The following is a 25,314-nucleotide window of genomic DNA, read 5'->3' on the forward strand; positions in this document are numbered from 1 at the left end:
CCGCATAATAACATGCAGCCTTATGTAGCATTAAACTTTATTATTTGTTTGTATGGTGAATACCCAGTGAATGGGGAGTGATGTAAATGAAAAAACGTCAACAAGTATATGTTGTACTTATGTTGATTGCAATGTTGCTCATAATTGTACAACCGTTTTTAGAATTACAAGTAGCGAGGGCAGCAACTACAACTATTGAACCTAATGAGATTGTAACGGGAACTGTTTCTCAAGTTACACCAAATATAGTTGATATTATGCTAGGTGAAGTGGCTGGGGTTGGTGGCTGGGATTCAGGTGATATGATATACACTGCATATCTAAAATTTAACTTACCAGCTAACTATGATTACTCCAATGCAAAGTTAAGCCTAACGCCATTGCAATTTTCCGATGGTGATGGAGATATAACATCTTTAACAATTAATATTGGTAGCTCGGACGATTGGATAGTTACTGACGGAAGTACATATCCTCTATCTACCTTACCAAGTAATGTAGGGATTGAGAAGGCTTTTTCAAAACCAGCTTATAGTTTTAATAATTTCGATTTCCCTATTTTATTACCTATCGGTGATTTACTCACCGAACAAAATATTAATGATATTGGTAGTAATAATATTATTACACTAATTCTTTCCTCACCTAATATGAAAGATGACTATGCTGTTTTTGGAAGCATTTCATTAGTTGATTTTAATACCTCACCTCAAGTGAAACATACAGTCAGTTTTGAAACAGATGGAGGAAGTGCGGTACCAAGTCAATCGGTTATTAATGGCGGTATGGCAACGATGCCGCAGGTAGAGCCAACGAAAGCAGGCTATACGTTTGAAGGCTGGTATACAGATGCTGGTTATACACAGACCTATGATTTTAATAGTGTTATCACTGAGGCTACGACAATTTACGCCAAGTGGAATGTGCAGATGCATACCGTGAGTTTTGAAGTGGACGGAGGAAGTGCAGTATCCAATCAATCCGTAGCGCACGGTGGAAAGGCAATGATGCCAGAGATAGACCCGACGAAAGCAGGCTATACATTTGGAGGCTGGTATAAAGACGCTGGTCGCACACAAGCCTATGATTTTAATAGTGTTATCACTAAGGCTACGACAATTTACGCCAAGTGGAATGCACAGATGTATACCGTTAGTTTTGAAGTGGACGGAGGAAGTGCAATAGCCAATCAATCCGTTGCGCACGGTGGAAAAGCAACGATGCCGCAGGTAGAGCCAACAAAAGCAGGCTATACATTTGGAGGCTGGTATACAGATGCTGGTCATACACAAGTCTATGATTTTAATAGTAACATCAGTGGTAACATAACAATTTACGCTAAATGGAATGCGCAGATGCATACCGTGAGTTTTGAAGTGGACGGAGGAAGTGCAATAGCCAATCAAACCGTAGCACATGGTGAAAAAGCGAGTGCCCCAACCCCAGCAAAAGTAGGCTACACATTTGAAGGTTGGTATACAGACGTAACTCATACAGATATCTATGATTTCAACAAAGAAATTACAGCCAATACGACAATTTATGCGAAGTGGGAACCACTGAAATATACGGTTAGTTTTGAAGTGGATGGAGGAAGTACAGTATCCAATCAATCCGTAGCCCATGGAGAAAAGGCAAGTGAACCAACTCCAGTACCAACAAAAGCAGGCTACACATTTGGAGGCTGGTATACAGATGTTGGTCGCACACAAGCCTATGATTTTACTAGTGTTATCACTGAGGCTACGACAATTTACGCCAAGTGGAATGCACAGACGTATACCGTGAGTTTTAATACGGATGGGGGAAGTGCAGTATCCGACCAATCCGTAGCCTATGGTGGAAAAGCGAGTGCGCCAACCCCAGCACCGACAAAAGCAGGTTACACATTTGGAGGCTGGTATAAAGATGCTGGTCATACACAAGTCTATGATTTTACTAATGTCATCACAGAAAACACGACAATATACGCCAAGTGGAAAGCACAGACGTATACCGTGAGTTTTAACACGGATGGAGGAAGTGCAGTATCCGACCAATCCGTAGCCTATGGTGAAAAAGCGAGTGCCCCAACCCCAGCACCAACAAAAGCAGGCTACACATTTGAAGGTTGGTATACAGACGTAACTCATACAGATATCTATGATTTCAACAAAGAAATTGCAGCCAATACGACAATTTATGCGAAGTGGAAACCACTGAATTATACGGTTAGCTTTGAAGTGGATGGAGGAAATGCCATATCCCATCAATCCGTAGCCCACGGTGGAAAGGCAACGATGCCGCAGGTAGAGCCAACGAAAGCGGGTTACACATTTGAAGGCTGGTATAAAGATGCTAGTCATACACAAGTCTATGATTTTACTAATGTCATCTCAGAAAACACGACAATATACGCCAAGTGGAAAGCACAGACGTATACCGTGAGTTTTAACACGGATGGAGGAAGTGCAGTATCCGACCAATCCGTAGCCTATGGTGAAAAAGCGAGTGCGCCAACCCCAGCACCGACAAAAGCAGGCTACACATTTGGAGGCTGGTATAAAGATGCTGGTCATACACAAGCCTATGATTTTACTAATGTTATTACAGAAAACACGACAATTTACGCTAAGTGGAAAGCACAGACGTATACCGTGAGTTTTAACACGGATGGAGGAAGTACGGTATCCCATCAATCCGTAGCCCATGGAGGAAAAGCAAATAAACCAACGTCAGTGCCAACGAAAGCAGACTACACATTTGGAGGTTGGTACTCAAGCAATACACTGGAAAAACTATTTGACTTCGAAAGTAGTTTTATTACAAGAAACATGACTATTTACGCCAAGTGGATCAGTAATGTATCACCACCTACCAGCAATAATAGTAGTAGTACTAGTGGTAGCTCTACACCTACAACAAACACAGAACGTATTGTTGTAGAGGTTGAAGGAGAAGATGGGATAAATTTATCTAAAACACCGATTACTCGTACAACGATGCCAGATGGAGTTATAAAGGATCATGTTTCCATGTCAGAGGATATTGCTAAAGAAACAATAGAAAAAGCGAAACAATTGCGTAATGATATTGCTCGGATTATTATTCCTGATACAAATGATAAAGTTAGTGAAATTGTCATTGAGATTCCCAAATCTTCAATAGCGCAATTAAGTTCTGGAAACATAAAGTTAGAAATGGCTACTGTCAATGTGGTGATTTCTATCCCAAATTTATTGAACTTTTACGATGATTTATACTTCCGCTTAGTTCCTATTAAGTCATCGGAACTGCAACACCGAGTGGAAGAAAGAATAGTAGAAGCAGATATAATTAAGAATTCCATACAAGGTGACAAAGTGCATTTAATTGGTCGTCCGATGACCATTGAAACGAATATGCAAAATCGTCCTGTTACTTTAACACTGCCATTACCAAAAAATATCACTCAAGAACAACTTGATCATTTAGCTATTTTTATCGAGCATAGCGATGGCACAAAAGAGTTAGTGCGTGGGGAAGTGGTAGATTATCAAAAAGATATACAAGGTTTGCAATTTGAAGTTCAGAAATTCTCTACCTTCTCTATGCTCTATTTGCCTGAAAATGTGATGGAACCAACAACACATATAGCCTATATTCGTGGCAATGCAGATGGGACATTCAGACCGAATGCTTTTGTAACACGCGCCCAAATGGCAAGTATGTTTGCTAGACAATTAACAGTTAATGAAATTCCTACGTCGAAGGCAACATTTACAGATATTGTTCAGCATGATGCCAAAGATGCAATTGAATTTGTGAAACATACAGGTTTATTTAACGGTGTTACGGAGGCAAGCTTTCAACCAAATGGTTTTATTTCACGTGCCCAAATGGCTGTAGTAGCGGCTCGTTGGATAGAAAAGCATTGTGTAAACAATCCAAACGCAGATTTTTGTAAACCAACCTCACAAAGTAACGTTTTCACAGATGTTAGTAATAACCATTGGGCTGTTGAAGCCATTCATACTGTTAATGAGAGGGGTATTATGACTGGTACAACGGCAGACACATTTGACCCCGAGGGTTATTTAACACGGGCACAAGCAGTGAAGATACTTAATCACTTATTTGAACGTCAAGTAACAACGGAAAATCAAATTCCAATATTTAAAGATGTCCCAAGTAATCATTGGGCATTTAATGAGATTCAAGAAGCGGCAAAAAGATAAAACGTGGCACGACGATTTTATTAACTAATCGTCGTGCCTTTTTGTCTTTATGTAAAGAGGAATTGATAACCAGAACCTCTTACCGTTACAATGTTAGCTTGATGGCCAGGGATGGACTCTAGCTTTTTTCGTAAATTGCTTATGTGAACTTTTAATGCCTGTGTTTGTCCTAAACTATCTTCTGCCCAAATGAGCTTATACAGGTCAGATGGATGGAAAATTTGCCCTGGTCGCTGTGCTAGAAAGTATAGAATATGAAACTCTTTAGTGGATAAGGTTAAAGCCATTCCATCGATGTACATCTTTCCTGAGTGTAGGTGGAAGTGAAAATTTTCGATGACTTGAACATCTTCATTTCGTATACTTCCATCTGATAGTTGCTGAATTTTCCCCCTTCGTATAGAGATCCTTTCTATTGTTTTCATTAAACGGTCTTTTTCAATAGGCTTTAAAATATAGTCAATAGCTTGAACAGAAAACGCCTCAATCGCATAATGCTCGTAGGCAGTCACAAACACGATGTCCAAAACATGCGTTAATTCTTCTATCTTACTAGCCAAATCAATACCACTCATCTCAGCCATTTCAATATCTAGAAAAAGAATATCGGGTTTGAGCGTAGGAATGTTTGCGATAGCTTCTAAAGGATTGAGAAATTTTCCAATCACATCAATCGCTCCATTGTCCTTTAACATAGCTTCTAATAAATTGATTGCTAATATTTCATCGTCTACAATGATTGCTTTTAACATTCTTTCACCTCTTTTCATCCAAAAATAGTGGGAATCTTAATTTTACAGTCGTTCCTTTATTGACAATACTTTCGATATGGAAAGTGGTATTTTCATATTTTCTTAGACGTTTGGTAATATTGCGGATTCCGACGCTCTGGTGAACGGAGGGCTCCTCCGATAAAATTTTTTCAACTAAATCTTGTGTCATTCCGTTACCGTTATCCTCAATTTGAATATCAATCATTTGTTGATCTTTCTTAATAGTCATTATTACTTTTCCATTTGCTCGCTTGTTTTTTAAACCGTGAAAAAGAGCGTTTTCTACTAACGGTTGAAGTAGCAGAGGGGGAATCAGTATACGTAATGGCTCCTCCATCTGAATTTCCCATTCAAGTTGATCAGGATATCTCGTCTGGTGAATATTGACGTAAGCTTGAATTAGCAGGAGCTCCTGTTCGAGAGGAATAAGGCTATTGGTATTCTCAAAAGCAAGGCTACTTCTTAAGAACGTAGCAAAATCAGTTATCATAATACGGGCCTTATCCAAGTCTAAATAGCTTAGCGATAAAATTGAATTTAAAACGTTATAAATAAAATGTGGTTTTATTTGTGCCTGCAAAAATGCTGTTTCCATTTTAATGGCAGTTTCCGCTGATTCCTTTAATAAAATAAGATTTCGCACTCTAGTCTTCAATTCAGCAGTATCTAATGGTTTATGGAGAAAATCATTTGCTCCAGATTGGAATGCTGCTAGTAAATCCTCTGGTCTAATGGCTGCAGTAAGCATTAGAATGGGTAATTCCGCCGAAGAATAGTTTTTTCTAATTTGTTGGCAAACCTCATATCCAGAAAGGTTGGGCATCATAATATCTAAAATTAATAAGTCTATATCTGGATGCAAAGTTAATTGTTCAAAAACTTGCCGACTATCATCAACAGCAATGATAGCGTAGTTCTCCTTTGCAAGAATATCGATTAGTACTTTGAGATTAATATGATCATCATCCGCAATCAATATTTTCTTACCCGATTTCCTTTCCTTAAAATAGGGGAATGTTATTGGTAAATAGTCTTTTGTTAATATAATTTTATTTTGCTGTTGCTTTTCTTGTTGATCTTGCTTAATTGGCTCCACTGGTAGTTTGACACAGAAAGTCGTTCCTTGATCGACCACTGAATGGACGGTGATTTCCCCGCCATGCAAATTGACAAGTTCTTTTGTGACATTTAGACCAAGTCCGGCCCCTTTACTTGCATCCTCTAACTGTCGGAATGGCTCAAAGATCGACTCTAAATGCTCTGGGGCAATGCCTCGACCAGTGTCACTTACTTCAATAGTAAGGAACCCCTGCTCTTCATAGCAGGATATCTCCACTTTTCCATGCCTAGTATATTTAACAGCATTTTCAATAATGTTATAAAGAATTTGTCGCAGTCTATCCTCGTCTGCAACAATAAATTTTCCTCGTTCAATGTAATTGTAAATCTTGACGTCCTTATTGCCGATGTACGACAATATTTCAACGATCACATGGGTGACAGAATAAAGGTCTACATTAGCCAGGCGTAATTTTAGCTCACCCTCTTTTAACTTTGAAAAATCTACTATGTCATTAACAAGATGTGATAACTTTTCGGTAATATTAAATATAAGTGATATTTTTTCCTTTTGTTCCATCGTTAGTGTTGAGCTCTCAGGGGGCTCTAACATGGACTGAGAAATGGCAATTACACCGTGTAATGGCGTGCGAAACTCATGTGACGTTTTTGCGAGAAATTCATCCTTTAATTTATCCACGCGGAGTAAAGCATTTGTTAATCGTCCTTTTTCCAAATAAGAATCTGTAAAACGATGCGAAATATAAAGAGAGAGCATCGTTAAGCAAATAAAGGGAAGCAAAGGAGGTAAAGAGTAGATTTCTAAATTAATATTGAGATTTAAAGTAGCTACAACCATATAGATAAGAATTGCCATAGTACTAATCCATAAATAAATAGCGCCTACTAAACGTTTAAAGATTGCGATCGTTTGAATATAAAGCAAATAAAAGATATTGATTAAAATATAAATAGAATAGACGGCTTGTAAGTATGAGCTAATGGATATCGGGAGCATCACCGTAGCTGATAAGACAATGCCAATCATACAAAGTACTTTCACGAACTTTTTATAGGCAATTTGCTGGAGGGCATGGTAAAAATACAGCAGCATGAAGATACCTGAGCCGATACTTGAAATGATTTGGACTCGAATCAGGGATTCATAGGTGATAGGGAGTAATTCCATTAATACTTTTTCTCCATGAGATATACTGTATAAACCAACCATAAAGCAGAATAAAGAAAAATAAAGCTGCTCAATTTCAAGCTTGGCATATAAGTAGGAACCAGCAAAATAAATAAACATAGTAAAAAAGGCAGCAATGGTAATTAAATCGTAGAAAAGCGAACTTTCTCTTAACTTACCAATACTCTCTTGATCCCCGATAAAAATGGAACCAATAATTCCTCCGCCGGATGCATAATCAAAGTTAGCGACATGAATGATGATTTCAAGTTCATCCTTGTCAGGCGAAAAATAAGCAACATACGGTACATTTTGTTGTACATATGTCGAATTCTCAGCAGGTTCTCCACTTTGTCCAATACGTTTTTCATTTATGTAAATGGCATTCGACATTCGAATATTACCTGTTTTTATGCCTAATATAGCATCCGTATGATTAATAAGAACTTTTAAACGATAGGTACCGCTACCAAGTGAAGTGAAAGTTTGATCATCCAGCTTATACCTAGACCATAGTGAAGGGACATTGACTAAATAAGAATGGTAGGAGTCAAATTCTGAATAATTCAATAATTTATCAGGAATGAAATCCCATTCTCCATCCAAACTTACAGTGTTTTCGTGCAAGTCATACTGCCTAAGATCGATTACTCCTGCAACAGCTTTAGGCGCATTTGGGCTTTCATTATTAAGTAATTGAGTTGTTAACCCAATCACTACAATACTAATAACAATAAAAATAAGTAATAGCTTTCTCATCTTTGTTCTCTCATTCTTGTCAAATTGGAAGGTACAGATAGTTGAAATTTTTGAATGTACATAATTATGAAATTATACCCATATTATATCATGTGAAAGCTGACTACGAATAGATTAAATGCGCATGATTTCCTATAAAGGGGGGAGGGGTATAGTTGAATTTTGTGCATTTTATGTAATTAAAGTGCATATACTTACAATCAATTTGTTTTTTGCTTATAATAGGGAAGTCAGAATTTTTTTCTGAAAAAAAGTAGCCGCAAAGTGAGCGATTGCGATTGAAAAAATTATTATATGGTGTTTTTTTCGTTGTTTTTATAGTCATTTTTTTGTACGTAAACAATCACTGGCTAGTCGTTAGTAAGCATGTATTCGAATCAGAAAAGGTACCTGCCAGCTTTGATGGGCTACGCATTGTACAAGTATCGGATTTACATGATGCCCTCTTTGGTAACAATCAGCAAAAACTGATTGCTAAAGTTAAGGAAACAAATCCTGACTATATTTTTATCACAGGTGATGTGATTGATAGCAATCGCTATGATTTAAAACAAAGTCTACAGGCAGTGAAGGGACTAGTTGAAATAACGGATGTTTATTATGTACTAGGAAACCATGAAGTGGCGACGAATAAGGTAAGTGAAATTTATGAGGCGCTATCATCGTTAGGAGTACATATAATGGCCAATGAATCGACCGTGTTAGAGCGCGACGGGGAGCGCTTGGCGATTGTTGGAATTGAAGATCCGTTAATGGGTAGATCAACAGAAGAAATGTTGGAGTTGGCTACAGCTTATTTACCAGATGATATGTTTAAGATGTTACTGGCACATCGACCTGAAGTGTTTAATACGTATGTAAATGATGGCATAGACTTAGTATTTTCTGGGCATGCACATGGTGGGCAAGTTCGTATTCCTGGTCTTGGAGGACTTGTTGCACCTGGACAGGGGCTATTTCCAAAATATACGGCTGGTGTCTATGATGAAGGAACGACTAAGATGGTGGTTAGTCGTGGTCTGGGCAATAGCTCGGTACCATACCGCATTTTTAATCTACCAGAAATTATTGTCATGGATTTAAAGAAAAAATAAGCACTGCGTAAAATTTACGCAGTGCTTTCAATTTGTTTTCGTTCTATGCGTTTGACAAGATAGATACTTATTTCATACAAAATAATCATAGGTATTAATACGAGGAGTTGACTAATAAAATCGGGCGGTGTTATGACAGCGGAGCCTACACCCATTCCGATATATGACCAGCCTCGTATTTTTTTCATGGATTCAGCAGTCAGTACCCCAATAGCCGATAAAAACAAGGCAACGATGGGTAATTCGAATAATAGTCCAAGTGGTACTGTAGTCATAATTAAAAAATGCATATATTCACTAGCGGATACCATGACATCAAAATTGGTAGCACCTATGCCGACTAAAAATGAATAGCTTAGAGGGTTTACAACAAAATAGCCAAAAGCGATTCCCAATAAGAACAGTGCCAGCATAACGGGTGCATAAAGTCCTAAAAATCGACTTTCCGCTTCTTTTAGCCCTGGTTTTACAAAACTCCACATAAAATGAACAAGAAATGGCATAGCAAGACCAAATGATATTGTAGTTGAAATGGTCATATAAAATTTAACGACCTCAAGTGGCCCTAAAATAATGAGAGAATGACCACGAGTTACAAAGGGGAACCAAATATTAATAGTAGAAAAAACAACAATAAAAAATAGGACAAAAACTGTAAGCCCTTTTATTATTTGTTTACGTAGTTCTGAAAGATGTTCCAATAACGAGTTAACTGGTATAAGAGGTTCATCTGCTATATGCTGCTCTTCCATTTTTACCGCTTGTATTTCAACTAAAGCCTCCATAGGTAACGGAGGCTCAGCTTGTGGTTTATCAAGAGGGCTTAAAAACTTTCTTTTTCCATCCTCATAAGGATCCATAGGAAACCCTCCTACGAAGCATCAGATTTTTTTTCGACCTTTTTCACCGAATCATCATCATCGTCTATAAGTCCCTTAGTGGACTTTTTAAATTCTGCAAACGTTTTACCAACTGCTCCACCGATTTCTGGTAATTTTTTTGGGCCAAATACAATTAATACAATAACTAAAATAATAATTAACCCAGGTACACCAATTGCTCCTAGACCTCCCATAAGTCTTGCCTCCTTTAGAATGATTTTTTTATACTAAAGAGCCACCTGATTGACTATACTTTATGACACCTTCTGCACAACGGTAGGCTAGTGCTCCCAACGTTCCAGTTGGATTGTAGCCGCTATTATGTGCAAAGTTTCCAGCGCTTACAGCAAAGAGATTATCAACATCCCAGTGCTGCAAGTAATTATTCACGACACCTTGCTCTGGCGTTAAACTCATTACAGTCCCACCTGTGTTATGTGTTGTTTGGTAAGGCACGATATTATAATCGGTAATTTCAGCATTTGGGACGATTGTTTTTGCACCCATTTGCTTCATAAGGTCTGCTGCACGCGCAGAAATAAATTTATGAAGCGCACGATCCTGATCCGTAAAGTTGTACGTTAGTTGCATTAATGGAAGCCCATATGCATCCTTGTAGGTTGGATCTAATGTTAAATAATTTTGCTTATGTGGCATGGATGCGCCTTGCGCACCAATCCCGAATGAACGTGTATAGTAATGAATAGATTGCTTTTTAAATTCTGGTCCCCAAGTAGGTGTATCAGGAGGGGTTGGATTTGACCCAATTGGTCGGGTCCCTGTTTGTGTAAGAGCGATGTTTCCACCATGAATAAAATCTAATTCACTATGGTCAAAATTGTCGCCATTATAGTCGTCTACACACATGCCTAAAGAGCCTGCCCCCATAAATGTGTTATATTGTTCGTCAAAGAAACCAGCAGCCCCAGGTAATATTTGATAGCAATAATTTCGTCCAAGTGTCCCTTTACCAGTAGTAGGATCATATCTTTCGCCTATGTCAGAGACCATTAATAGCTTGGCATTGTTAAAGACGTAACTCGTTAAAACGACAGCGCTGGCAGGCTGAATAAATTCTTCTCCTGATACGGTATCGATATATCTTACACCCGTAACCTTATTGCCTTGTTTTAAAATTTCAACAACATTGGAATTGTAGCGTAAATCAAAATTGCCTGTTTTTAATGCAGTAGGGACAACTGTAATTTCTGCAGAGGATTTTGCGCCATATTCACAACCAAAACGTTCGCAGAAGCCACAATATTGGCAAGCATTAATGGTTTCACCATCTGGGTTTTTATAAACCTCAGAGACGTTTGCTGATGGCACCATATAAGGTGTTAGCTTTAAGTCCTGTGCCGCCTTTTCAAATTGCATAAGCATCGGCGTTTTCTTCATAGGTCCTGTTGGATAAGGGTTTGAACGTTTTCCGCTAAATGTATTTTTATCATCTCCAGAAATACCAGCTGTTTTTTCAAACTTGTCCATATAAGGCTCAAGTTGATCGTATGTTAAACCCCAATCCTGAATGAGATAATCTGGCCCAAGTTTGTTTGGACCATAACGTTTATCGGTTAGCGTTTTTATTTGGAAATCATAGGGTAAAAAACGATACGTCATTCCGTTCCAATGTGTTCCTGACCCTCCTAGCCCCTCTCCGAGTAAGAAGGAACCTAACTGGCGCATCGGTAATGCCTTCATATTACGATCATTGCGAAAAGTAACCGTTTCTTTGGATAGATTTTGCATTAAATCATAACGAATGGCATAACGGTATTCATCATGAACGTTTAAATAATCTTCAGTACCACGCTTTTGCCCTCGCTCTAAACCAACTACCTTTAAACCGGCTTTTGCACATTCAGCAGCAACGATACCACCTGTCCACCCTACACCAACTGTTACAACGTCTACACTTGGTAATGTTTTGGCCATGTTTTAACCCCCTTAGTGGTTGCCCAAAGATTTAGGCTCAATTTTTTGGAATTTCTTATCTTCAATTTGTGATATATAAGCCATTTGGTGGCCAGGGAAGTTCTTCATGCGCCAGCCATCCATATTACGATTCCCTCCATACATTGGGTCAGAATAAGCGCCCTCTAATGTAGCGGCTCGTAACAGTGTAAAGAAGAATGCTGATTGTACACCAACCATTTCAACTTCACCCTTTTGAAAGGCTGTTAAAATTTCATCGATTTGTTTACCATCCAAATCGTTAAAGCTCTTCTTAAAACGTTTTTGCGCCTCATCGTCCATTCTTTGAATGCCCTGTCTGAAAATTTCAGCTCGCGTTAGGCGGCTTTGATAGCCTTGAGTAGGGGAACCTACATCAAAAGGGCCTTGCATATATTCCTTAGAATTACTGCCGTAATTTCCTGCTAATTGATGATCGATAAAATAAGGGACATCCAATCCTATAGCACCTGGCCCTAAATCATCTTCAGGAAAAATGCGTTCGGTAGCCTTTGATAAAATACTGAAATCTCTTTCATTTCTAAAAAACATTTTTGCTTTTGGCGAACCAAGAGCCTCGTTTGTAGTACCGTGTCCATCATGCTCCAGAGTAGATGTACCTTTACCATTGATGTTGTAGCCTACTAGTCCTCCAATTAATCCACCGCCGACTAATGTACCAGCAGCTATACCAGTTGTCTTTAAAAAGTCACGACGTGAAACATTGTTCTTGTCTGAACTCATCGTAATCCTCCCCTCAAAATGTTTTGAATCTATCCTATTTCTAATAATCAGCAAAAAATGTGAATTATAATCAATTTTTGTTGGAAAAAGTTTTAATTTCATCCATTAAAGCCAATGAATTTTGTCTACCTATAGCAAAAGATACCGATAAGTTAAAAAAATGTAGAAAATTGTTAGCACTATAGCAATAGGGTAAATGGTATTATTATACATTAATTAATCTTATTGGAAAAGTTTTGTTGACTTCTCCTTTTGCTGACTTTACTCTGAAAGTAATGCATAAATAACTGAATTTTATAGCTAAAAATGGAAGAAGTGAGTAAAAGGGAATGTGGATAAAAGGAATTGGTGGTAAATTAGTCGTTGCCATTATAGCTCTTGTTTTTGTGACGTGTGGGACACTGGGACTGTCAACTTGGATAAATAGTACGAAGGCAATGAATGAGCAAGTGGAATCAAACTTGGTATCTAGAGCTGAGGATGTTTCACAATACATAGAAGAACACTTTCAATTAACGTTAGTAGAGGTTGAGGCAATAGCGGAGCAAGAGGCAGTACGTAGTATGGATTTTGACAAGCAAAAACAATATTTATCGAAACGTCTTGCGGATAATAAAAATTATCTTGGATTTGGCATTATTAAAGCTGACGGAGTCGCTCATTATTTGGATGATACTACTGCTGACTTAGGTGATCGTGATTATGTAAAGGAGGGCTTTACGGGTAAATCCGTTATGTCCGAAATTACGATTAGCCGCGTAACCGGGGAGCCTGTTATTTTAATTGTCTCTCCAATCGACACGGTATCAGGTGAGAAAGCTTTACTACTAGCTCGTATGGATGGCTATTATTTGTCCAATATTGTAGAGGATATAAAAGTTGGAAACAGTGGGTATGCATTTATGTTAGACGCTAAAGGAACTATCATTGGCCATAATAATCATGCCTATGTGAAAGAGCAAAATAACCCCATCGAGGAAGCAGAAGAAACAGGTGTAATGACAGGGAGAGCATTGGCTGCAAAAGAGATGATTGCACATAAAAGCGGTTATTTTTCATTTGAAACAGAGGATGCAGGTACAAACTTAATGGGCTACCATACACTTGATAATGGTTGGAAAATGGGCGTTATTGCTTTAGAAAATGAGATGTTTTCGGGGCTTTCTAAGCTCAAGACAAACTTTATAGTCACAACTATTATTGTTTCGTTACTAGGGCTATTTATCTCATTTGCTATTTCACGATCTGTTAGTAGACCACTTCGTCATGTTCTCCGTATTAGCGAAGGCTTATCAGAGGGTGACTTTACACAAGAGATTCCTGAGAAGTATTTGAAACGTATTGATGAGATGGGGACAATGTCGCGTGCATTGGATCGCATGACTGTAAATATGCGAGAAATGATTGCAAAAGTGAGCCATGAAGCGACAACTGTGAATGAAGCTTCATGTGATTTAATGGGAGATGTAATGGCTGTAACAAAACATTCTAAACAAATAGCAGGCGCAATCAATGAAATAGATAGAGGAGCACAAAGCCAAACTGTCATGGCAGAGGAAAGTGCGTCTGCTATGGAGCAAATGGCATTAGGTATACAAAATGTAGCTGAAGTAGCTTCAACTATTGCCTCAAATACAGATTTTATTTCCCAGAAAATTAGTGAAAGTAATGATGCTGTCCAGCAATCAATCCGTCGCATGAATGAGATTCAGGAAGGGACTACCGCCGAGCTGATGATTATTCATAAATTAGAAAAAGAGTCAGAGGAAATTAACTTAATTTCTAATATGATTGCAGCTATTTCTGATCAAACAAATTTATTAGCACTCAATGCATCCATTGAAGCTGCACGAGCCGGAGATGCTGGTAAAGGATTTGCCGTTGTGGCAGAAGAGGTTCGCAAGTTATCAGAGCAAACAGCCGAGTCTGCTACTAAAATTAATGTGTTAATTGAGCGAGTTCAATCGTACACATTAGAGGTGGTGAAGGCAGCAGAATTAGGTGAAGATAATGTGGAACGAGGATTGGCATCCATTGATGCAGTGGGTGAACGCTTCGAGGAAATAGTTCAAGCTGTTGGAGAAATAGCTGGCCAAGTCGAAGAAATGAATGCCTCTGCGGAACAAATGTCTGCCAATACAGAGGAAGTTTCAGCGTCTATGGAAGAAATGGCTGCCACAGCACATGCTGCCAGTGATTATGTGCATGAGGTAACTGATGCTACAACAGAACAGTTAAATACAGTTACAACGATGAATGATCAAACTGAAAAACTATCAGCAATGGCGAAACGTTTATATGGAGCCATTCAAAAATTTAAATATTAAAGAAAGAGGAGCTGTCATAATTGGACAGCTCCTCTTTTGTTAGCGATATTAAACGTTTTGCATAGCTTCTAGTAGTTCTTCTTTAGAAATAATACATTCACCGCCACCTTGCACCATTTGATCACTTCCGCCACCCTTACCATTAATGAGCGGTAATGCCTTTTCGGCAATAGCCTTCATGCTTTTAGATACATGTTTTCCTCTAGCAGCAACGAACTGTAGCTTGCCTTCACTTTCAGAAACAAGCAAAGTGACCATATCTTCTTGTTCAGAAACAATCGTACGAGCTAATTTTTGTAGCTCTTGCATAGTTCGTTGTTGAAAAGCAGCAGTAACAAGACCTGAGCTATTTATAGCGAGCGCTTTTGCTTCGTATGTTAGGAGCTCCTCCTTGGCTACAACAAGTGCTTTTTCTGTATGTTTCTGAGCGCTTAGTATTTTAGCGAGAGCTGTAGCTGCCTCTACCTCAGGAACGCTTAGCTGACGTGCCACATCACCTAATACTTTTTTACGCATAGCAAGTTCGTTTAAAACACGTTGACCACAAACGAATGAGACACGCACATTGCCCTTCATTTTTTCAGTACCTAGAATTTTTATGGCATTGACCTGCCCAGTAGATGTTGGATGAGTCCCACCACAGCCGTTGTAATCATAGTCAGGAATGATAACAAGTCGAATATCTCCAGTTACAGCAACTTCTTTCCGAAGGTTAAAATCGGACAGTTCATTTTCTGTAATCCACGTAGTTTCTATCGGACGGTTTTCTAAAATGATTTCATTAGCTCGTATTTCTGCTGCTGTTAGCTGTTGTTCTGTCAAAGTATCTACAGCAATATCAATTGTGACATGCTCACTTCCTAGATGAAAACTAACCGTCTGAGCATCAAAAAGTTCTACAAATGCCGCTGTTAAAATATGCTGACCAGCATGTTGCTGCATATGGTCGAATCGCCTAGGCCAATTTAATGTACCGTGCACGAAGCCTTCCAATTCTGATACATGACCCTGCATGTAATGGCGAATCTCTTCTCCGACTTTCTCTACATCTATCACTTCTATCCCGTTCAATGTGCCAGTATCATGGGGTTGTCCTCCGCCAGTTGGATAAAATGCTGTATTAGATAATACAACATAATGACGACCAAATTCGTCGGTTTCTTTACTAATAATATGAGCATCAAACTCACGTAACATAACGTCCTGATAATATAATAAATCTTTCAAGTAAAAGCCTCCTTTTTATGTAGGTACAGTTTACGCTAGGGTAGATTTCACTTTATTTTGGCATAATTACTTACAAGTGTATATGGCTTTTCTAGTTGACCCATGCTGAAATTGATTTAATATAGAAAGGAACAGCTAAAGATAAAGGAGCTAGCATTATGGAAATTACACAATTCTCAATGGAAGAAATTTTAGACCCAACAAATATTATAGAAGGGAAGCGTTACGAATTTATTTTAGATATTGAAATTGATGAAGAAGATGAGCTATATCACGAAGCAGGTATTGAAATTCGTGTTCTTATAGGTGAAAAGGCAGGAGAGCCATATATTTTAAATTACTTCATCATGGAAAAAGCAGAGGGTGAATACTTAGATTTTGCTTTAGAGGATGATGAACTAGAGGAAATTTTAGTATTTTGTAAAGAGGAAATAACAAAGGCATAAAACGAAACAGGTAGAGAGTATATTCTTTACCTGTTTTTTTATTTTGAAGATGTGGAGGTCTGCTACCTACAGGAACGGTTTGTGAGCAAGGGGTTATGTCGGCTTAATCAGCATCGTATTGCTCAAAAATCTGGGGTGAATGGATGGACTTAAGGATTATGTAAGCTTATTGACATATTCGCGTAGAGTGTGGGGATTAAACTGAGTTTTAGGTTTCATTAATTCGGGCAGTTTAAATAGAGAGGTGCTTATATATGTCAACTTACACGCAATCCATTCTTATTGCATTTTTCATAACGATTATTTTATCATTTGTTCTTGTTATTCCATGGTTAATTTATACGTATCGGAAATATAGTTACTTGTCTATGTCAAAAACAATTATTATGTTCTCCTTTATTTTTTACTTTTTATCTGCGCTCTGTTTAGTATTACTGCCATTCCCATCTACAAGGGATACTTGCTCTCTTCAATCGCCAGATACAGTCCATACAAATTTACGACTATTTCAATTTGTCGAGGATATTTTAAAGGACAGTGGTGTTGTCTTAACCAATCCATCGACATGGCTTGCTATCACAAAACAGCAAGCATTTTATCAAGCATTTTTTAATTTCCTATTATTACTGCCATTTGGTGTGTACTTGCGATATTTTCTTCAAGAAAGAAGGTACTGGAAACGTGCATTTATAATAAGCTTTTTGCTAACATTGTTTTATGAGATCACACAAAGAACAGGTATTTATGGCATTTTTAATTGTGCCTACCGCATATTTGATGTGGATGATTTATTGCTAAACAGCATAGGTGCATTATTAGGCTTCTTTTTAGCTCCTATCGTGTGGGCACTATTTCCTTCTCATGAAGAGGTCGAGGCTAAAGCTGCGGAAATGGAAAAAAAGGATATTGTAAAACCAATATCCATTTTACTAGCATTGGTTATTGATTTATTTATCGTACAAGTAATTTGGTTCATTATCGGCGCTCTAACGGGTTATAGTGGCACTTTTGAGTTCTTAGTTGTCATTACACTATACATGACTATCTTTGGCTTCATACCAAGTATGATGAATGGCGCAACAGTAGGTATGAAAATTATGCGCTTTACAATGGTCCATAAGAAGGGCAAAAGTATAGTAAAGCAATCATGGAGACGCTGTGTAGCGATTGTTGCGACCGTATGTCTATTAGAGGCCATTTCAACAGTCGGTGAGATTCAATTAGATATGGATTCACCATTTTATGTTCTGCAAATTGTCATTTCTTTACTAGCCTCATTAGGAGGTTTTGCACTTACAATGATAATAGCTATTCATGTTATACGTGTCATTGTTAGCGGAGGAAAGCGTCGGTTGTATATCGACCAATACGCAGATTTAATGGCAACAAGGAAAAAATAAGGGGGCAAGTGGAATGAAATACGTCATCATTGGGGGAGATGCTGCAGGGATGTCTGCAGCTATGGAAATCTATCGTAATGTACCAGGAGCGGAAATAACTACTTTAGAACGTGGCTTTATTTATTCATATGGACAATGTGGATTGCCATATGTTGTAGATGGTCGTATTTCATCAACCAAACGATTGATTGCAAGAGATGTTGAAACTTTTCGAGGTAAATATGGCATCGATGCAAGAGTTGGCTATGAGGTAGAAAAGGTAGATGTAGAGAAGCAGGTTGTTTCGGGGGTACAGGCAAGTGGCGAAGTATTTGAAATTTCCTATGATAAGCTTCTTATTGCAACAGGGGCAGATCCAGTTGTACCTGTTAAAAGAGGTGTAGAACTAGAAGGTATCCACACCGTAAAAACAATTCCTCAATTAGAAGATTTAATGGCTGATTTAACGCCTGATATTGAACAGGTAACTATTATTGGTGGCGGCTATATCGGCTTAGAGATGGCAGAAACGTTACATGCCTGTGGGAAAAAGGTAAGACTTGTTCAACGAGGAAGCCATGTGGCAAAAATTTTAGATGAAGAGCTTGCCCAACATGTTCATGAAGAAGCAAAAAAGAACAATGTAGAGCTATTATTAAATACAGATGTAGAAGCTTTTGAAGGGAATAAACGAGTGGAAAGGGTCATCACAAATAATGGTGTCTTGGAAACAGATTTAGTCATTGTTGCTTCAGGTATTAGACCCAATACAAAGTTTCTAGAAGGTACTGGTATAGCTTTTGCAAAAAATGGGGCGATTATCGTCAATCGTCATTTAGAAACTTCGGTGGAGAATGTTTATGCGGCAGGAGATTGTGCCACTCATTTTAATATTGTGAAGGAGCGCATAGATTATATACCTTTGGGGACAACTGCCAATAAACAGGGCCGTCTAGCGGGTCTTAATATGTCAGGAAAGTTTGCACCGTTCAGAGGCATTGTCGGGACATCTATTTTAAAATTCTTCAACTTAACAATTGCTACAACGGGTATAAATGAAAGCCATGCGAAAGAGCTAGGCTTTGATTACGAGGCCTTTAAATTATCAGCTCGCCATATTGCAGGCTATTATCCAGGTGCACAACGTATGTACATTAAAGTAGTTGTACGTAAACGAGATCAGTTGCTATTAGGTGCACAAATTGTTGGGCCAGCTGGTGTTGATAAGCGTATTGATGTGTTTGCAACCGCATTGTATAGTAAAATGACATTACCAGATTTGCTAGATTTAGATTTAGCTTATGCACCGCCATTTAACGGCGTATGGGATCCTTTACAACAGGTGGCAAGAATGAATGGACGTTTATAAATAGGAGGTAGGTAGCAATGAGTATTTATAATATTAACGTGACGTTAGAAGATGGTACTGACTATAGCCTAGAGCGTTATAAAGGAAAGCCGATGTTAATTGTCAATACTGCCTCAAAATGTGGCTTTACACCGCAATTCGAGGAATTAGAAGGTCTCTTTGAAAAGTATCAGGAAGAAGGTCTTGTTGTTCTAGGTTTCCCGTCCAATCAATTCAAGCAAGAGCTGGCGACTGCTGAAGAAGCCGCTTCACAATGCCGACTGGAATATGGGGTAACCTTCCCGATGCATAAAATCGTTAAGGTGAATGGTAAGGAAGCGCATCCGATTTTTGATTATCTCACTTCACATTCTAAAGGTTTTTTAGGCAACAGCATTAAATGGAATTTTACTAAATTCTTAGTGAATCGAGATGGAGAGGTTGTTGGACGCTACGCATCGGCAGATAAACCAAGTAGCTTTGAAGAGGATATTAAAAAAGTTTTAGCCTAATAGTTAGAAGGATTCATGCACAGACTGTGTATGAATCTTTTTTTTATCAATATAAGCAAAAAAGGCAATGGATGTGGATAACACAAATTAATTTATTGAGAATAGATGATTTAAGGTTGCTGTAAGCTTGCGACAATTTTGCTGTAAGTTTGGGGGCGTATACTAAAGTCAGAAAGAAGAGGAGGAGCGTATATGACGCCATTATTACAGGTACAAAATGTTGAGAAAACTTACGGCAAGGGCGCTAATACCTTTACAGCGTTGTCTAATATATCATTTGAAGTAAATAAAGGTGAATTTGTGGGCGTAATGGGTCCTTCAGGGGCTGGGAAATCTACGCTTCTTAATGTATTAGCTACGATTGATACACCGACGACTGGTGAAATCATAATTGGTGATACGAACTTAGCGCGTATGAAAGATGCTGAATTAGCTGATTTTCGTCGTGATAACTTAGGATTTATATTCCAAGACTATAATTTACTTGATTCTTTAACGGTACGTGAAAATATAGTCTTGCCGTTGGCTATTGCAAAAATGCCAACAAAGGCTATTAGCGCTAGAGTTGATCGTATTGCTTCATTGTTCGGCATTAGTGATTTATTGGATAAATATCCTTATCAAATATCTGGCGGACAAAAGCAGCGTACAGCTTCGTCACGCGCTTTAGTGACAGAGCCAAAATTAATCTTTGCGGATGAGCCTACAGGTGCACTTGATTCAAAATCAGCAACCGATTTGCTGGAAAGTTTAAGTGATTTAAATCAAACACAGGCGGCAACCATTATGATGGTTACTCATGACGCTTTTGCAGCGAGCTTCTGTCAACGCATATTATTTATTCAGGACGGACAGTTATCCAAGGAAATTCATCGTGGGACTCTAACAAGGAAACAATTTTTCCAAGAGATTCTACAGGTGCTGTCAAGCATCGGGGGTGGAGTAAATGACGTTATTTAGTTTAGCACGTAAAAATATTCAACGTAATCTATCCAACTATTTTTTATATATTGCCTCAATGGTATTCAGTATCGTCATTTACTTTACATTTGTGACACTGAAATATAATGATGATCTTTCAGCCTTAAAACAATCCTCTCAGCAAATTAAAGGATTGATGAGTGCATCGTCTGTTGTTTTATTGTTCTTCATTGTCATCTTTATGGCCTATTCTAATTCATTTTTTATGAAGAAACGGAAAAAGGAAGTAGCACTCTACTCACTATTAGGTGTGCGTAAGCAAAAGATTGGTCTCATGCTGTTTTTCGAGAATCTAGTCATAGGATTAGTTTCTCTAGTATTGGGCATCGTTTTAGGATTCTTTATGTCTCAAGGATTATTAATGATATTAGTCCGCTTAATGGGGTATGAAATTGTTGGAAGCCTAACATTTTCGGTAGAGGCACTGGTGAATACAGCAGTCATTTTTACAATACTGTTTTTATTCACGTCGTTACAGGGCTATCGTGTTATTTATCAATTTAAATTGATTGACTTATTTCATGCAGAAAAACAGGGTGAGCAAATTCCACGTGCCTCTTTAGTAGCTGCTGTTTTAGGAACGGCGCTTATCGCATTTGGTTATTATACAGCTGCCTCTGATATGTTTACGAGTGAAATTTGGCGATTCTTTACGGTTCTAGGCACGCCACTAATGGTCATCGGCGTAACTATTGTCGGGACATATCTTTTATTCCATAGTGTAAGTGTCTTTGTGTTAACAGCTTTAAAAAGAGCGACATCTTGGTCATGGAAAGGGTTAAATTTAATCGGAGTTTCCCAGTTACTGTATCGTATCCGAGCAAATGCTAAGTCATTGTCGATTATTGCCATTTTAAGTGCGACGACAATTACAGCAGGCGGTGGCGTCTTTGGTATGTATTATAATGCAGAAGCATCGGTACGTCAGATGCTGCCCAATACATTTATGTGGAAAGGCGATCCCGTCGAGTTTTCACAGAAAGATGTTATCTATCATGAATCACTGTCTGTGAAGAATTTACGTGTCGATAATGAATTTTCATTTTTCGAATATACATTACTTAAGGAATCTGATTATAATCGTTTAGCAAAATTACAAGGTAAAGATCAAAACCTGCATATTGCTGGTGGATCGGCCGTGCTGCTGGACGCAGCTTATGATGAACGATTTTCACATGACTTTACTGGGGAAGATTTTAAGTTAAAAAATGGAGATTCCTTCCATGTTGAAAAAATGTACACAGAGAGTGTTCTTAACTTTATTCCGGCGGGGACTGTACTTGTCGTGAATGATCAAGAGTTTGCTACGACTAATGCAGAAGAAGTACAGATGCAGGCTATTGGGTTAGATAATGATTTGAAACAACAGGCCGTTTCACAAGACATAGTCAAGCAATTGTCGACAGAACAGCAAGAATCTTTCTCTAGTGTTCCGCAAAGCTATGAGGACAGTATAGCAACAGTAGGTGCATTACTGTTTGTTGGTAGCTTCCTTGGACTAGTTTTCCTAGCGGCAACAGGAAGTATCATTTATTTTAAAATCTTAACGGAAGCCGAGGAAGATCAGGCGAAATATGCGATTTTAAATAAAATTGGTGTAAACAGTAAGCAAATCTTAAAGACTGTAGCCGGACAAGTGGCTGTCATCTTTAGTGCACCACTTATCGTAGGTATTGTGCATAGTGCATTTGCGTTACTAGCATTTTCACAGTTATTTGGTATGAATATTACGAAGCCAGTGATATTATGGATGATTGCGTATTCTGCTATTTATTTCATCTATTATATATTTACTGTACGTTCGTTCTACAAAATTGTAAGACAGGGGAATTAATATGAAAAAAGTATTTTTAGGGATAGGCGCATTGCTTATCTTATTCATAGCAGGGTTAGTTGTATTGATGACTGTAGATTTTAACCGTTTAAATAAAGACACTTATTATGTCCATATTACGGCTGATGGTGAGGTAGAGGAGTATAAGGCAAGTAATGGTGAAATTTTTAAAATGTATTGGTATGAGCTGTCTGCCTACAATAAAAATGGCGAAGAAAAAACATTAAAGTTCTCCGCTCACAAAAATTTACGCCATGATGCTTATTTAAAGCTTTACGTTAAAAAAGAGACAGAAGTCACTTCCTATGATGAGGTGAAATTCCACGAGTTACCGAATAAAGTGCAAGATCAAATGAAATAGCAAAAAGGAGCATCCACTAGTCTAACTAGGGCTGCTCCTTTTTTATATAGATGGTAACGATTGTACCCTTTCCTTCTTCTGAAGTGATAGTAACAGTACCTCCATGGGCTTCAATAATATCTCTAGCAATAGCGGTTCCTAAGCCCGTACCAACTGTATTATCCGTATTTGTACCGCGGTAATAGCGCTCAAAAATATGCTCTAAATCCTCTGCGGAGATCCCTTTGCCATTATCCGCTATCGTAATGGAGTCATTATCGATAGATACATGGACAGATACATCTGGCGGATTGTGAAGTAGGGCATTGTGTAAAAAGTTCATAATGGCTCTGCGCATAAAATGTTCGTCAATGAGATGGTGATTGTTCTCTGAGGTTGCTTCAAACTCTATATTGGCGAGTTCAAACTGTGGGGTATTTAATGTATCAATCACAATCTCACGAATAAACGGAACCATATTGACGTCTTGTAAAGTAAGCGGTAGTTGCTGATGTCTTAAGCGCATCGTTAAATTTAGGTCATCAAGCAAATCTTGCATATGCAATGACTGTTTCTCGATAATCTGAGCATACTCGGCCTGTTCTTGAGAGGGGAGTGTCTCGTCGTCTAAAAGCTCTGCATAGCCACGAATAGAGGCTAGCGGTGTTTTCATATCATGAGAGACATTGCTAATCCATTCCTCACGCAGCAGTTCAAGACGCTTGCGTTCCTGCTCATGTGTGGCTAGTTCTCTGGATACTTCATTTAAATTTTCAAAGACAGTTTTATATACACCACCAGGCGTTTTTACTGGCTGATGCTCATGGTTTTTTAAATGACGAATACGTTCTATCAAAGCATAGAGAGGCTTGGTTAGCGTACGACCAAATAGCCAGCCAACCAATGCAGCGACAATTAAATCAGCAATAACAATGAATAATCCAAATTTACCAGCAAACTGTAACAAGGAGGGGCCAGAAATATGCATGACTAATCGCGCAACATTACTGCCTTTAATGCCTACAAGATAACTAACCTCATCTTTGACACCAACATAAACCGTCGTATCAGCATCAAATTCTTTATATTTGTACACTTGTATCAAATCAATGGGTTTGTAATGGGAAGGTGCTTCTTCTGGAGCAAATTGAGAACCAATGACTTGACCATTCATATCAAGTAATTGAATCCAAGCATTTCGCTGATGCAACTGTTCGAGTCCTTCTGTACTTATAGAAGCTGCTCCATTTTCTATGTCAATATACTGCTGAAAATTCCGTACGAAGTCTTCTTCTTTCGATTCAGTAGCTCCATGAGAATCATTAATAAGTCTATATGACAGTAGCCCGATGAGAATGGCTGTATTGACGAATATAACGATGATTACAATGGATAGCACAGAAAAGAGGAAGCGTGCAGTCAATTTCCACTTCATCCTTGCGCCTCTTTTGGTATGACGAACTTATACCCAAGTCCTTTTACAGTTGTGATAAAAAAAGGTTTTGAGGCATCCTGCTCAATTTTTTCACGCAGACGTCGAATATGAACCATAACAGTATTATCAGAACCGAAAAAATCCTCTCCCCAAACACGCTCAAAAAGAGTCTCTTTACTTAAAATGCGATTAGGGTTGTGCATAAAACATGCCATTAAACCAATTTCCTTAGCTGTTAACTCCAATAAAACTCCATCCTTGTGTACTTCAGTTTCATCACCGTTAAGCAGGAAGGGTCCAACTTGTATCGTTTTTTCTGAAATGCTCAAAATTGTATCGTGTGTTTGATAGCCAGCTCTTCGTAACTGTGCCTTTACACGGTAGGCAACTTCCTTAGGGCTAAAGGGCTTTGTAATATAATCGTCACCTCCAATGGCAAGTCCTAAAATTTTATCAATTTCTTCATTTTTAGCAGACATGAAGAGCACGGGGACATGCGATACTTCGCGAATTCGTCTGCATAAATCATAGCCTTCCCCATCAGGAAGCATGACATCTAGAAGCACAATATCGGGACTTGTTTGCTGAAAGCTTGTCCAAGCATCGTGTATAGAGCCAGCTGTATAAATTTGTTTATAGCCTTCTTTTTGCAGGCTTACCTTTAGAAGATTCGCTAAATCTACCTCATCATCCACTACTAATATGGTTGGCTCTTGCATTATTCACACACCTTTTTTTTGATGAATACTTTCTTTTTGAAAGAATCTTTCTATGTTATGAACATCATTATAAATGAAATGTACTGAAAAGAGGAAACGAAGTATTACTAAGAGAAGA

At 38.3% G+C, this 25,314-nt stretch carries 19 protein-coding genes; 10 read left to right on the forward strand and 9 right to left on the reverse strand.

What is annotated here, in order from left to right; all coding sequences use genetic code 11:
- The first annotated feature begins 86 nt into the window (after positions 1–86).
- Positions 87–4,196 carry an InlB B-repeat-containing protein gene (locus PI85_RS23605; protein ID WP_052323521.1) on the forward strand — a complete coding sequence of 1,370 codons (4,110 nt, stop codon included), beginning with the start codon at positions 87–89 and terminating at the stop codon, positions 4,194–4,196.
- 47 nt (positions 4,197–4,243) lie between these two features.
- Here PI85_RS23605 and PI85_RS13240 read toward each other — a convergent pair whose 3' ends face one another.
- Both PI85_RS13240 and PI85_RS13245 read right to left on the reverse strand, forming a co-directional pair.
- Positions 4,244–4,948 carry a DNA-binding response regulator gene (locus PI85_RS13240; RefSeq protein WP_036122186.1) on the reverse strand — a complete coding sequence of 235 codons (705 nt, stop codon included), beginning with the start codon at positions 4,946–4,948 and terminating at the stop codon, positions 4,244–4,246.
- A gap of 4 nt (positions 4,949–4,952) precedes the next feature.
- Positions 4,953–7,976 (reverse strand): ATP-binding protein, encoded by a 3,024-nt coding sequence (locus PI85_RS13245; protein WP_036122194.1) that lies wholly within the window; start codon positions 7,974–7,976, stop codon positions 4,953–4,955.
- A 278-nt stretch (positions 7,977–8,254) separates the two neighbouring features.
- Here PI85_RS13245 and PI85_RS13250 point away from each other — a divergent pair, with 278 nt between their 5' ends.
- Positions 8,255–9,070, forward strand: coding sequence for a metallophosphoesterase (locus tag PI85_RS13250; protein ID WP_036122198.1), 816 nt, complete (start codon positions 8,255–8,257; stop codon positions 9,068–9,070).
- Positions 9,071–9,084: 14 nt separating this feature from the next.
- Here the strand turns inward: PI85_RS13250 and tatC are convergent, their stop codons facing one another.
- From tatC to PI85_RS13270, 4 genes are read right to left on the reverse strand one after another with little or no spacing between them, the layout of a single operon-like run.
- Positions 9,085–9,930: a twin-arginine translocase subunit TatC gene (tatC, locus tag PI85_RS13255; protein WP_036122201.1), complete on the reverse strand. Its 846-nt coding sequence runs from the start codon at positions 9,928–9,930 to the stop codon at positions 9,085–9,087.
- Between the two features lie 11 nt (positions 9,931–9,941).
- Positions 9,942–10,145, reverse strand: a complete 204-nt coding sequence (tatA, locus tag PI85_RS13260; RefSeq protein ID WP_036122204.1) for a twin-arginine translocase TatA/TatE family subunit — start codon at positions 10,143–10,145, stop codon at positions 9,942–9,944.
- A gap of 28 nt (positions 10,146–10,173) precedes the next feature.
- Positions 10,174–11,886, reverse strand: coding sequence for a GMC family oxidoreductase (locus tag PI85_RS13265; protein WP_036122207.1), 1,713 nt, complete (start codon positions 11,884–11,886; stop codon positions 10,174–10,176).
- 12 nt (positions 11,887–11,898) lie between these two features.
- The gene (locus tag PI85_RS13270; RefSeq protein WP_036122210.1) at positions 11,899–12,648 is read right to left on the reverse strand and encodes a gluconate 2-dehydrogenase subunit 3 family protein; all 750 of its coding nucleotides are present in this window, start codon (positions 12,646–12,648) and stop codon (positions 11,899–11,901) included.
- A gap of 329 nt (positions 12,649–12,977) precedes the next feature.
- Here PI85_RS13270 and PI85_RS13275 point away from each other — a divergent pair, with 329 nt between their 5' ends.
- On the forward strand, positions 12,978–14,975 hold the full coding sequence (locus PI85_RS13275; RefSeq protein ID WP_036122213.1) for a methyl-accepting chemotaxis protein: 1,998 nt from the start codon (positions 12,978–12,980) through the stop codon (positions 14,973–14,975).
- A gap of 48 nt (positions 14,976–15,023) precedes the next feature.
- On the opposite strand, the gene PI85_RS13280 is transcribed toward PI85_RS13275, so the two are convergent.
- A complete protein-coding gene (locus PI85_RS13280) occupies positions 15,024–16,202 on the reverse strand; it encodes a serine-tRNA(Ala) deacylase AlaX (RefSeq protein ID WP_036122215.1) in 1,179 nt (392 codons plus the stop codon).
- A 158-nt stretch (positions 16,203–16,360) separates the two neighbouring features.
- Here PI85_RS13280 and PI85_RS13285 point away from each other — a divergent pair, with 158 nt between their 5' ends.
- From PI85_RS13285 to PI85_RS13315, 7 genes are all read left to right on the forward strand, one after another.
- Entirely contained in the window at positions 16,361–16,648 is a 288-nt protein-coding gene (locus PI85_RS13285) for a DUF6509 family protein (protein WP_036122218.1), read from the forward strand.
- 254 nt (positions 16,649–16,902) lie between these two features.
- On the forward strand, positions 16,903–18,048 hold the full coding sequence (locus tag PI85_RS13290) for a VanZ family protein (RefSeq protein ID WP_036122222.1): 1,146 nt from the start codon (positions 16,903–16,905) through the stop codon (positions 18,046–18,048).
- Between the two features lie 13 nt (positions 18,049–18,061).
- Positions 18,062–19,396: an FAD-dependent oxidoreductase gene (locus PI85_RS13295; RefSeq protein WP_036122225.1), complete on the forward strand. Its 1,335-nt coding sequence runs from the start codon at positions 18,062–18,064 to the stop codon at positions 19,394–19,396.
- Between the two features lie 17 nt (positions 19,397–19,413).
- Positions 19,414–19,887: a glutathione peroxidase gene (locus PI85_RS13300; protein WP_036122229.1), complete on the forward strand. Its 474-nt coding sequence runs from the start codon at positions 19,414–19,416 to the stop codon at positions 19,885–19,887.
- A 192-nt stretch (positions 19,888–20,079) separates the two neighbouring features.
- A complete protein-coding gene (locus PI85_RS13305; protein ID WP_036122233.1) occupies positions 20,080–20,847 on the forward strand; it encodes an ABC transporter ATP-binding protein in 768 nt (255 codons plus the stop codon).
- Positions 20,834–22,702: an ABC transporter permease gene (locus PI85_RS13310; RefSeq protein WP_036122238.1), complete on the forward strand. Its 1,869-nt coding sequence runs from the start codon at positions 20,834–20,836 to the stop codon at positions 22,700–22,702. The genes PI85_RS13305 and PI85_RS13310 overlap by 14 nt, the downstream gene beginning before the upstream one ends.
- 1 nt (position 22,703) lies before the next feature.
- The gene (locus tag PI85_RS13315) at positions 22,704–23,063 is read left to right on the forward strand and encodes a YxeA family protein (protein WP_036122241.1); all 360 of its coding nucleotides are present in this window, start codon (positions 22,704–22,706) and stop codon (positions 23,061–23,063) included.
- A gap of 25 nt (positions 23,064–23,088) precedes the next feature.
- Here the strand turns inward: PI85_RS13315 and PI85_RS13320 are convergent, their stop codons facing one another.
- Positions 23,089–24,477, reverse strand: coding sequence for a HAMP domain-containing sensor histidine kinase (locus PI85_RS13320; RefSeq protein WP_036122244.1), 1,389 nt, complete (start codon positions 24,475–24,477; stop codon positions 23,089–23,091).
- Positions 24,474–25,196 carry a response regulator transcription factor gene (locus PI85_RS13325; protein ID WP_036122245.1) on the reverse strand — a complete coding sequence of 241 codons (723 nt, stop codon included), beginning with the start codon at positions 25,194–25,196 and terminating at the stop codon, positions 24,474–24,476. The genes PI85_RS13320 and PI85_RS13325 overlap by 4 nt, the downstream gene beginning before the upstream one ends.
- Between the last annotated feature and the right edge of the window lie 118 nt (positions 25,197–25,314).

This window comes from Lysinibacillus sp. A1, from assembly GCF_000801965.1.
Taxonomy (GTDB): Bacteria; Bacillota; Bacilli; order Bacillales_A; family Planococcaceae; genus Lysinibacillus; species Lysinibacillus fusiformis.

Excerpts from the sequence above, each read along its gene's own strand:
- PI85_RS23605 (WP_052323521.1), top strand. The coding sequence starts at position 87 with ATGAAAAAACGTCAACAAGTATATGTTGTACTTATGTTGATTGCAATG.
- PI85_RS13240 (WP_036122186.1), bottom strand. The coding sequence starts at position 4,948 with ATGTTAAAAGCAATCATTGTAGACGATGAAATATTAGCAATCAATTTA.
- PI85_RS13245 (WP_036122194.1), bottom strand. The coding sequence starts at position 7,976 with ATGAGAAAGCTATTACTTATTTTTATTGTTATTAGTATTGTAGTGATT.
- tatC (WP_036122201.1), bottom strand. The coding sequence starts at position 9,930 with ATGGATCCTTATGAGGATGGAAAAAGAAAGTTTTTAAGCCCTCTTGAT.
- tatA (WP_036122204.1), bottom strand. The coding sequence starts at position 10,145 with ATGGGAGGTCTAGGAGCAATTGGTGTACCTGGGTTAATTATTATTTTA.
- PI85_RS13265 (WP_036122207.1), bottom strand. The coding sequence starts at position 11,886 with ATGGCCAAAACATTACCAAGTGTAGACGTTGTAACAGTTGGTGTAGGG.
- PI85_RS13270 (WP_036122210.1), bottom strand. The coding sequence starts at position 12,648 with ATGAGTTCAGACAAGAACAATGTTTCACGTCGTGACTTTTTAAAGACA.
- PI85_RS13275 (WP_036122213.1), top strand. The coding sequence starts at position 12,978 with ATGTGGATAAAAGGAATTGGTGGTAAATTAGTCGTTGCCATTATAGCT.
- PI85_RS13285 (WP_036122218.1), top strand. The coding sequence starts at position 16,361 with ATGGAAATTACACAATTCTCAATGGAAGAAATTTTAGACCCAACAAAT.
- PI85_RS13290 (WP_036122222.1), top strand. The coding sequence starts at position 16,903 with ATGTCAACTTACACGCAATCCATTCTTATTGCATTTTTCATAACGATT.
- PI85_RS13295 (WP_036122225.1), top strand. The coding sequence starts at position 18,062 with ATGAAATACGTCATCATTGGGGGAGATGCTGCAGGGATGTCTGCAGCT.
- PI85_RS13300 (WP_036122229.1), top strand. The coding sequence starts at position 19,414 with ATGAGTATTTATAATATTAACGTGACGTTAGAAGATGGTACTGACTAT.
- PI85_RS13305 (WP_036122233.1), top strand. The coding sequence starts at position 20,080 with ATGACGCCATTATTACAGGTACAAAATGTTGAGAAAACTTACGGCAAG.
- PI85_RS13310 (WP_036122238.1), top strand. The coding sequence starts at position 20,834 with ATGACGTTATTTAGTTTAGCACGTAAAAATATTCAACGTAATCTATCC.
- PI85_RS13315 (WP_036122241.1), top strand. The coding sequence starts at position 22,704 with ATGAAAAAAGTATTTTTAGGGATAGGCGCATTGCTTATCTTATTCATA.
- PI85_RS13320 (WP_036122244.1), bottom strand. The coding sequence starts at position 24,477 with ATGAAGTGGAAATTGACTGCACGCTTCCTCTTTTCTGTGCTATCCATT.
- PI85_RS13325 (WP_036122245.1), bottom strand. The coding sequence starts at position 25,196 with ATGCAAGAGCCAACCATATTAGTAGTGGATGATGAGGTAGATTTAGCG.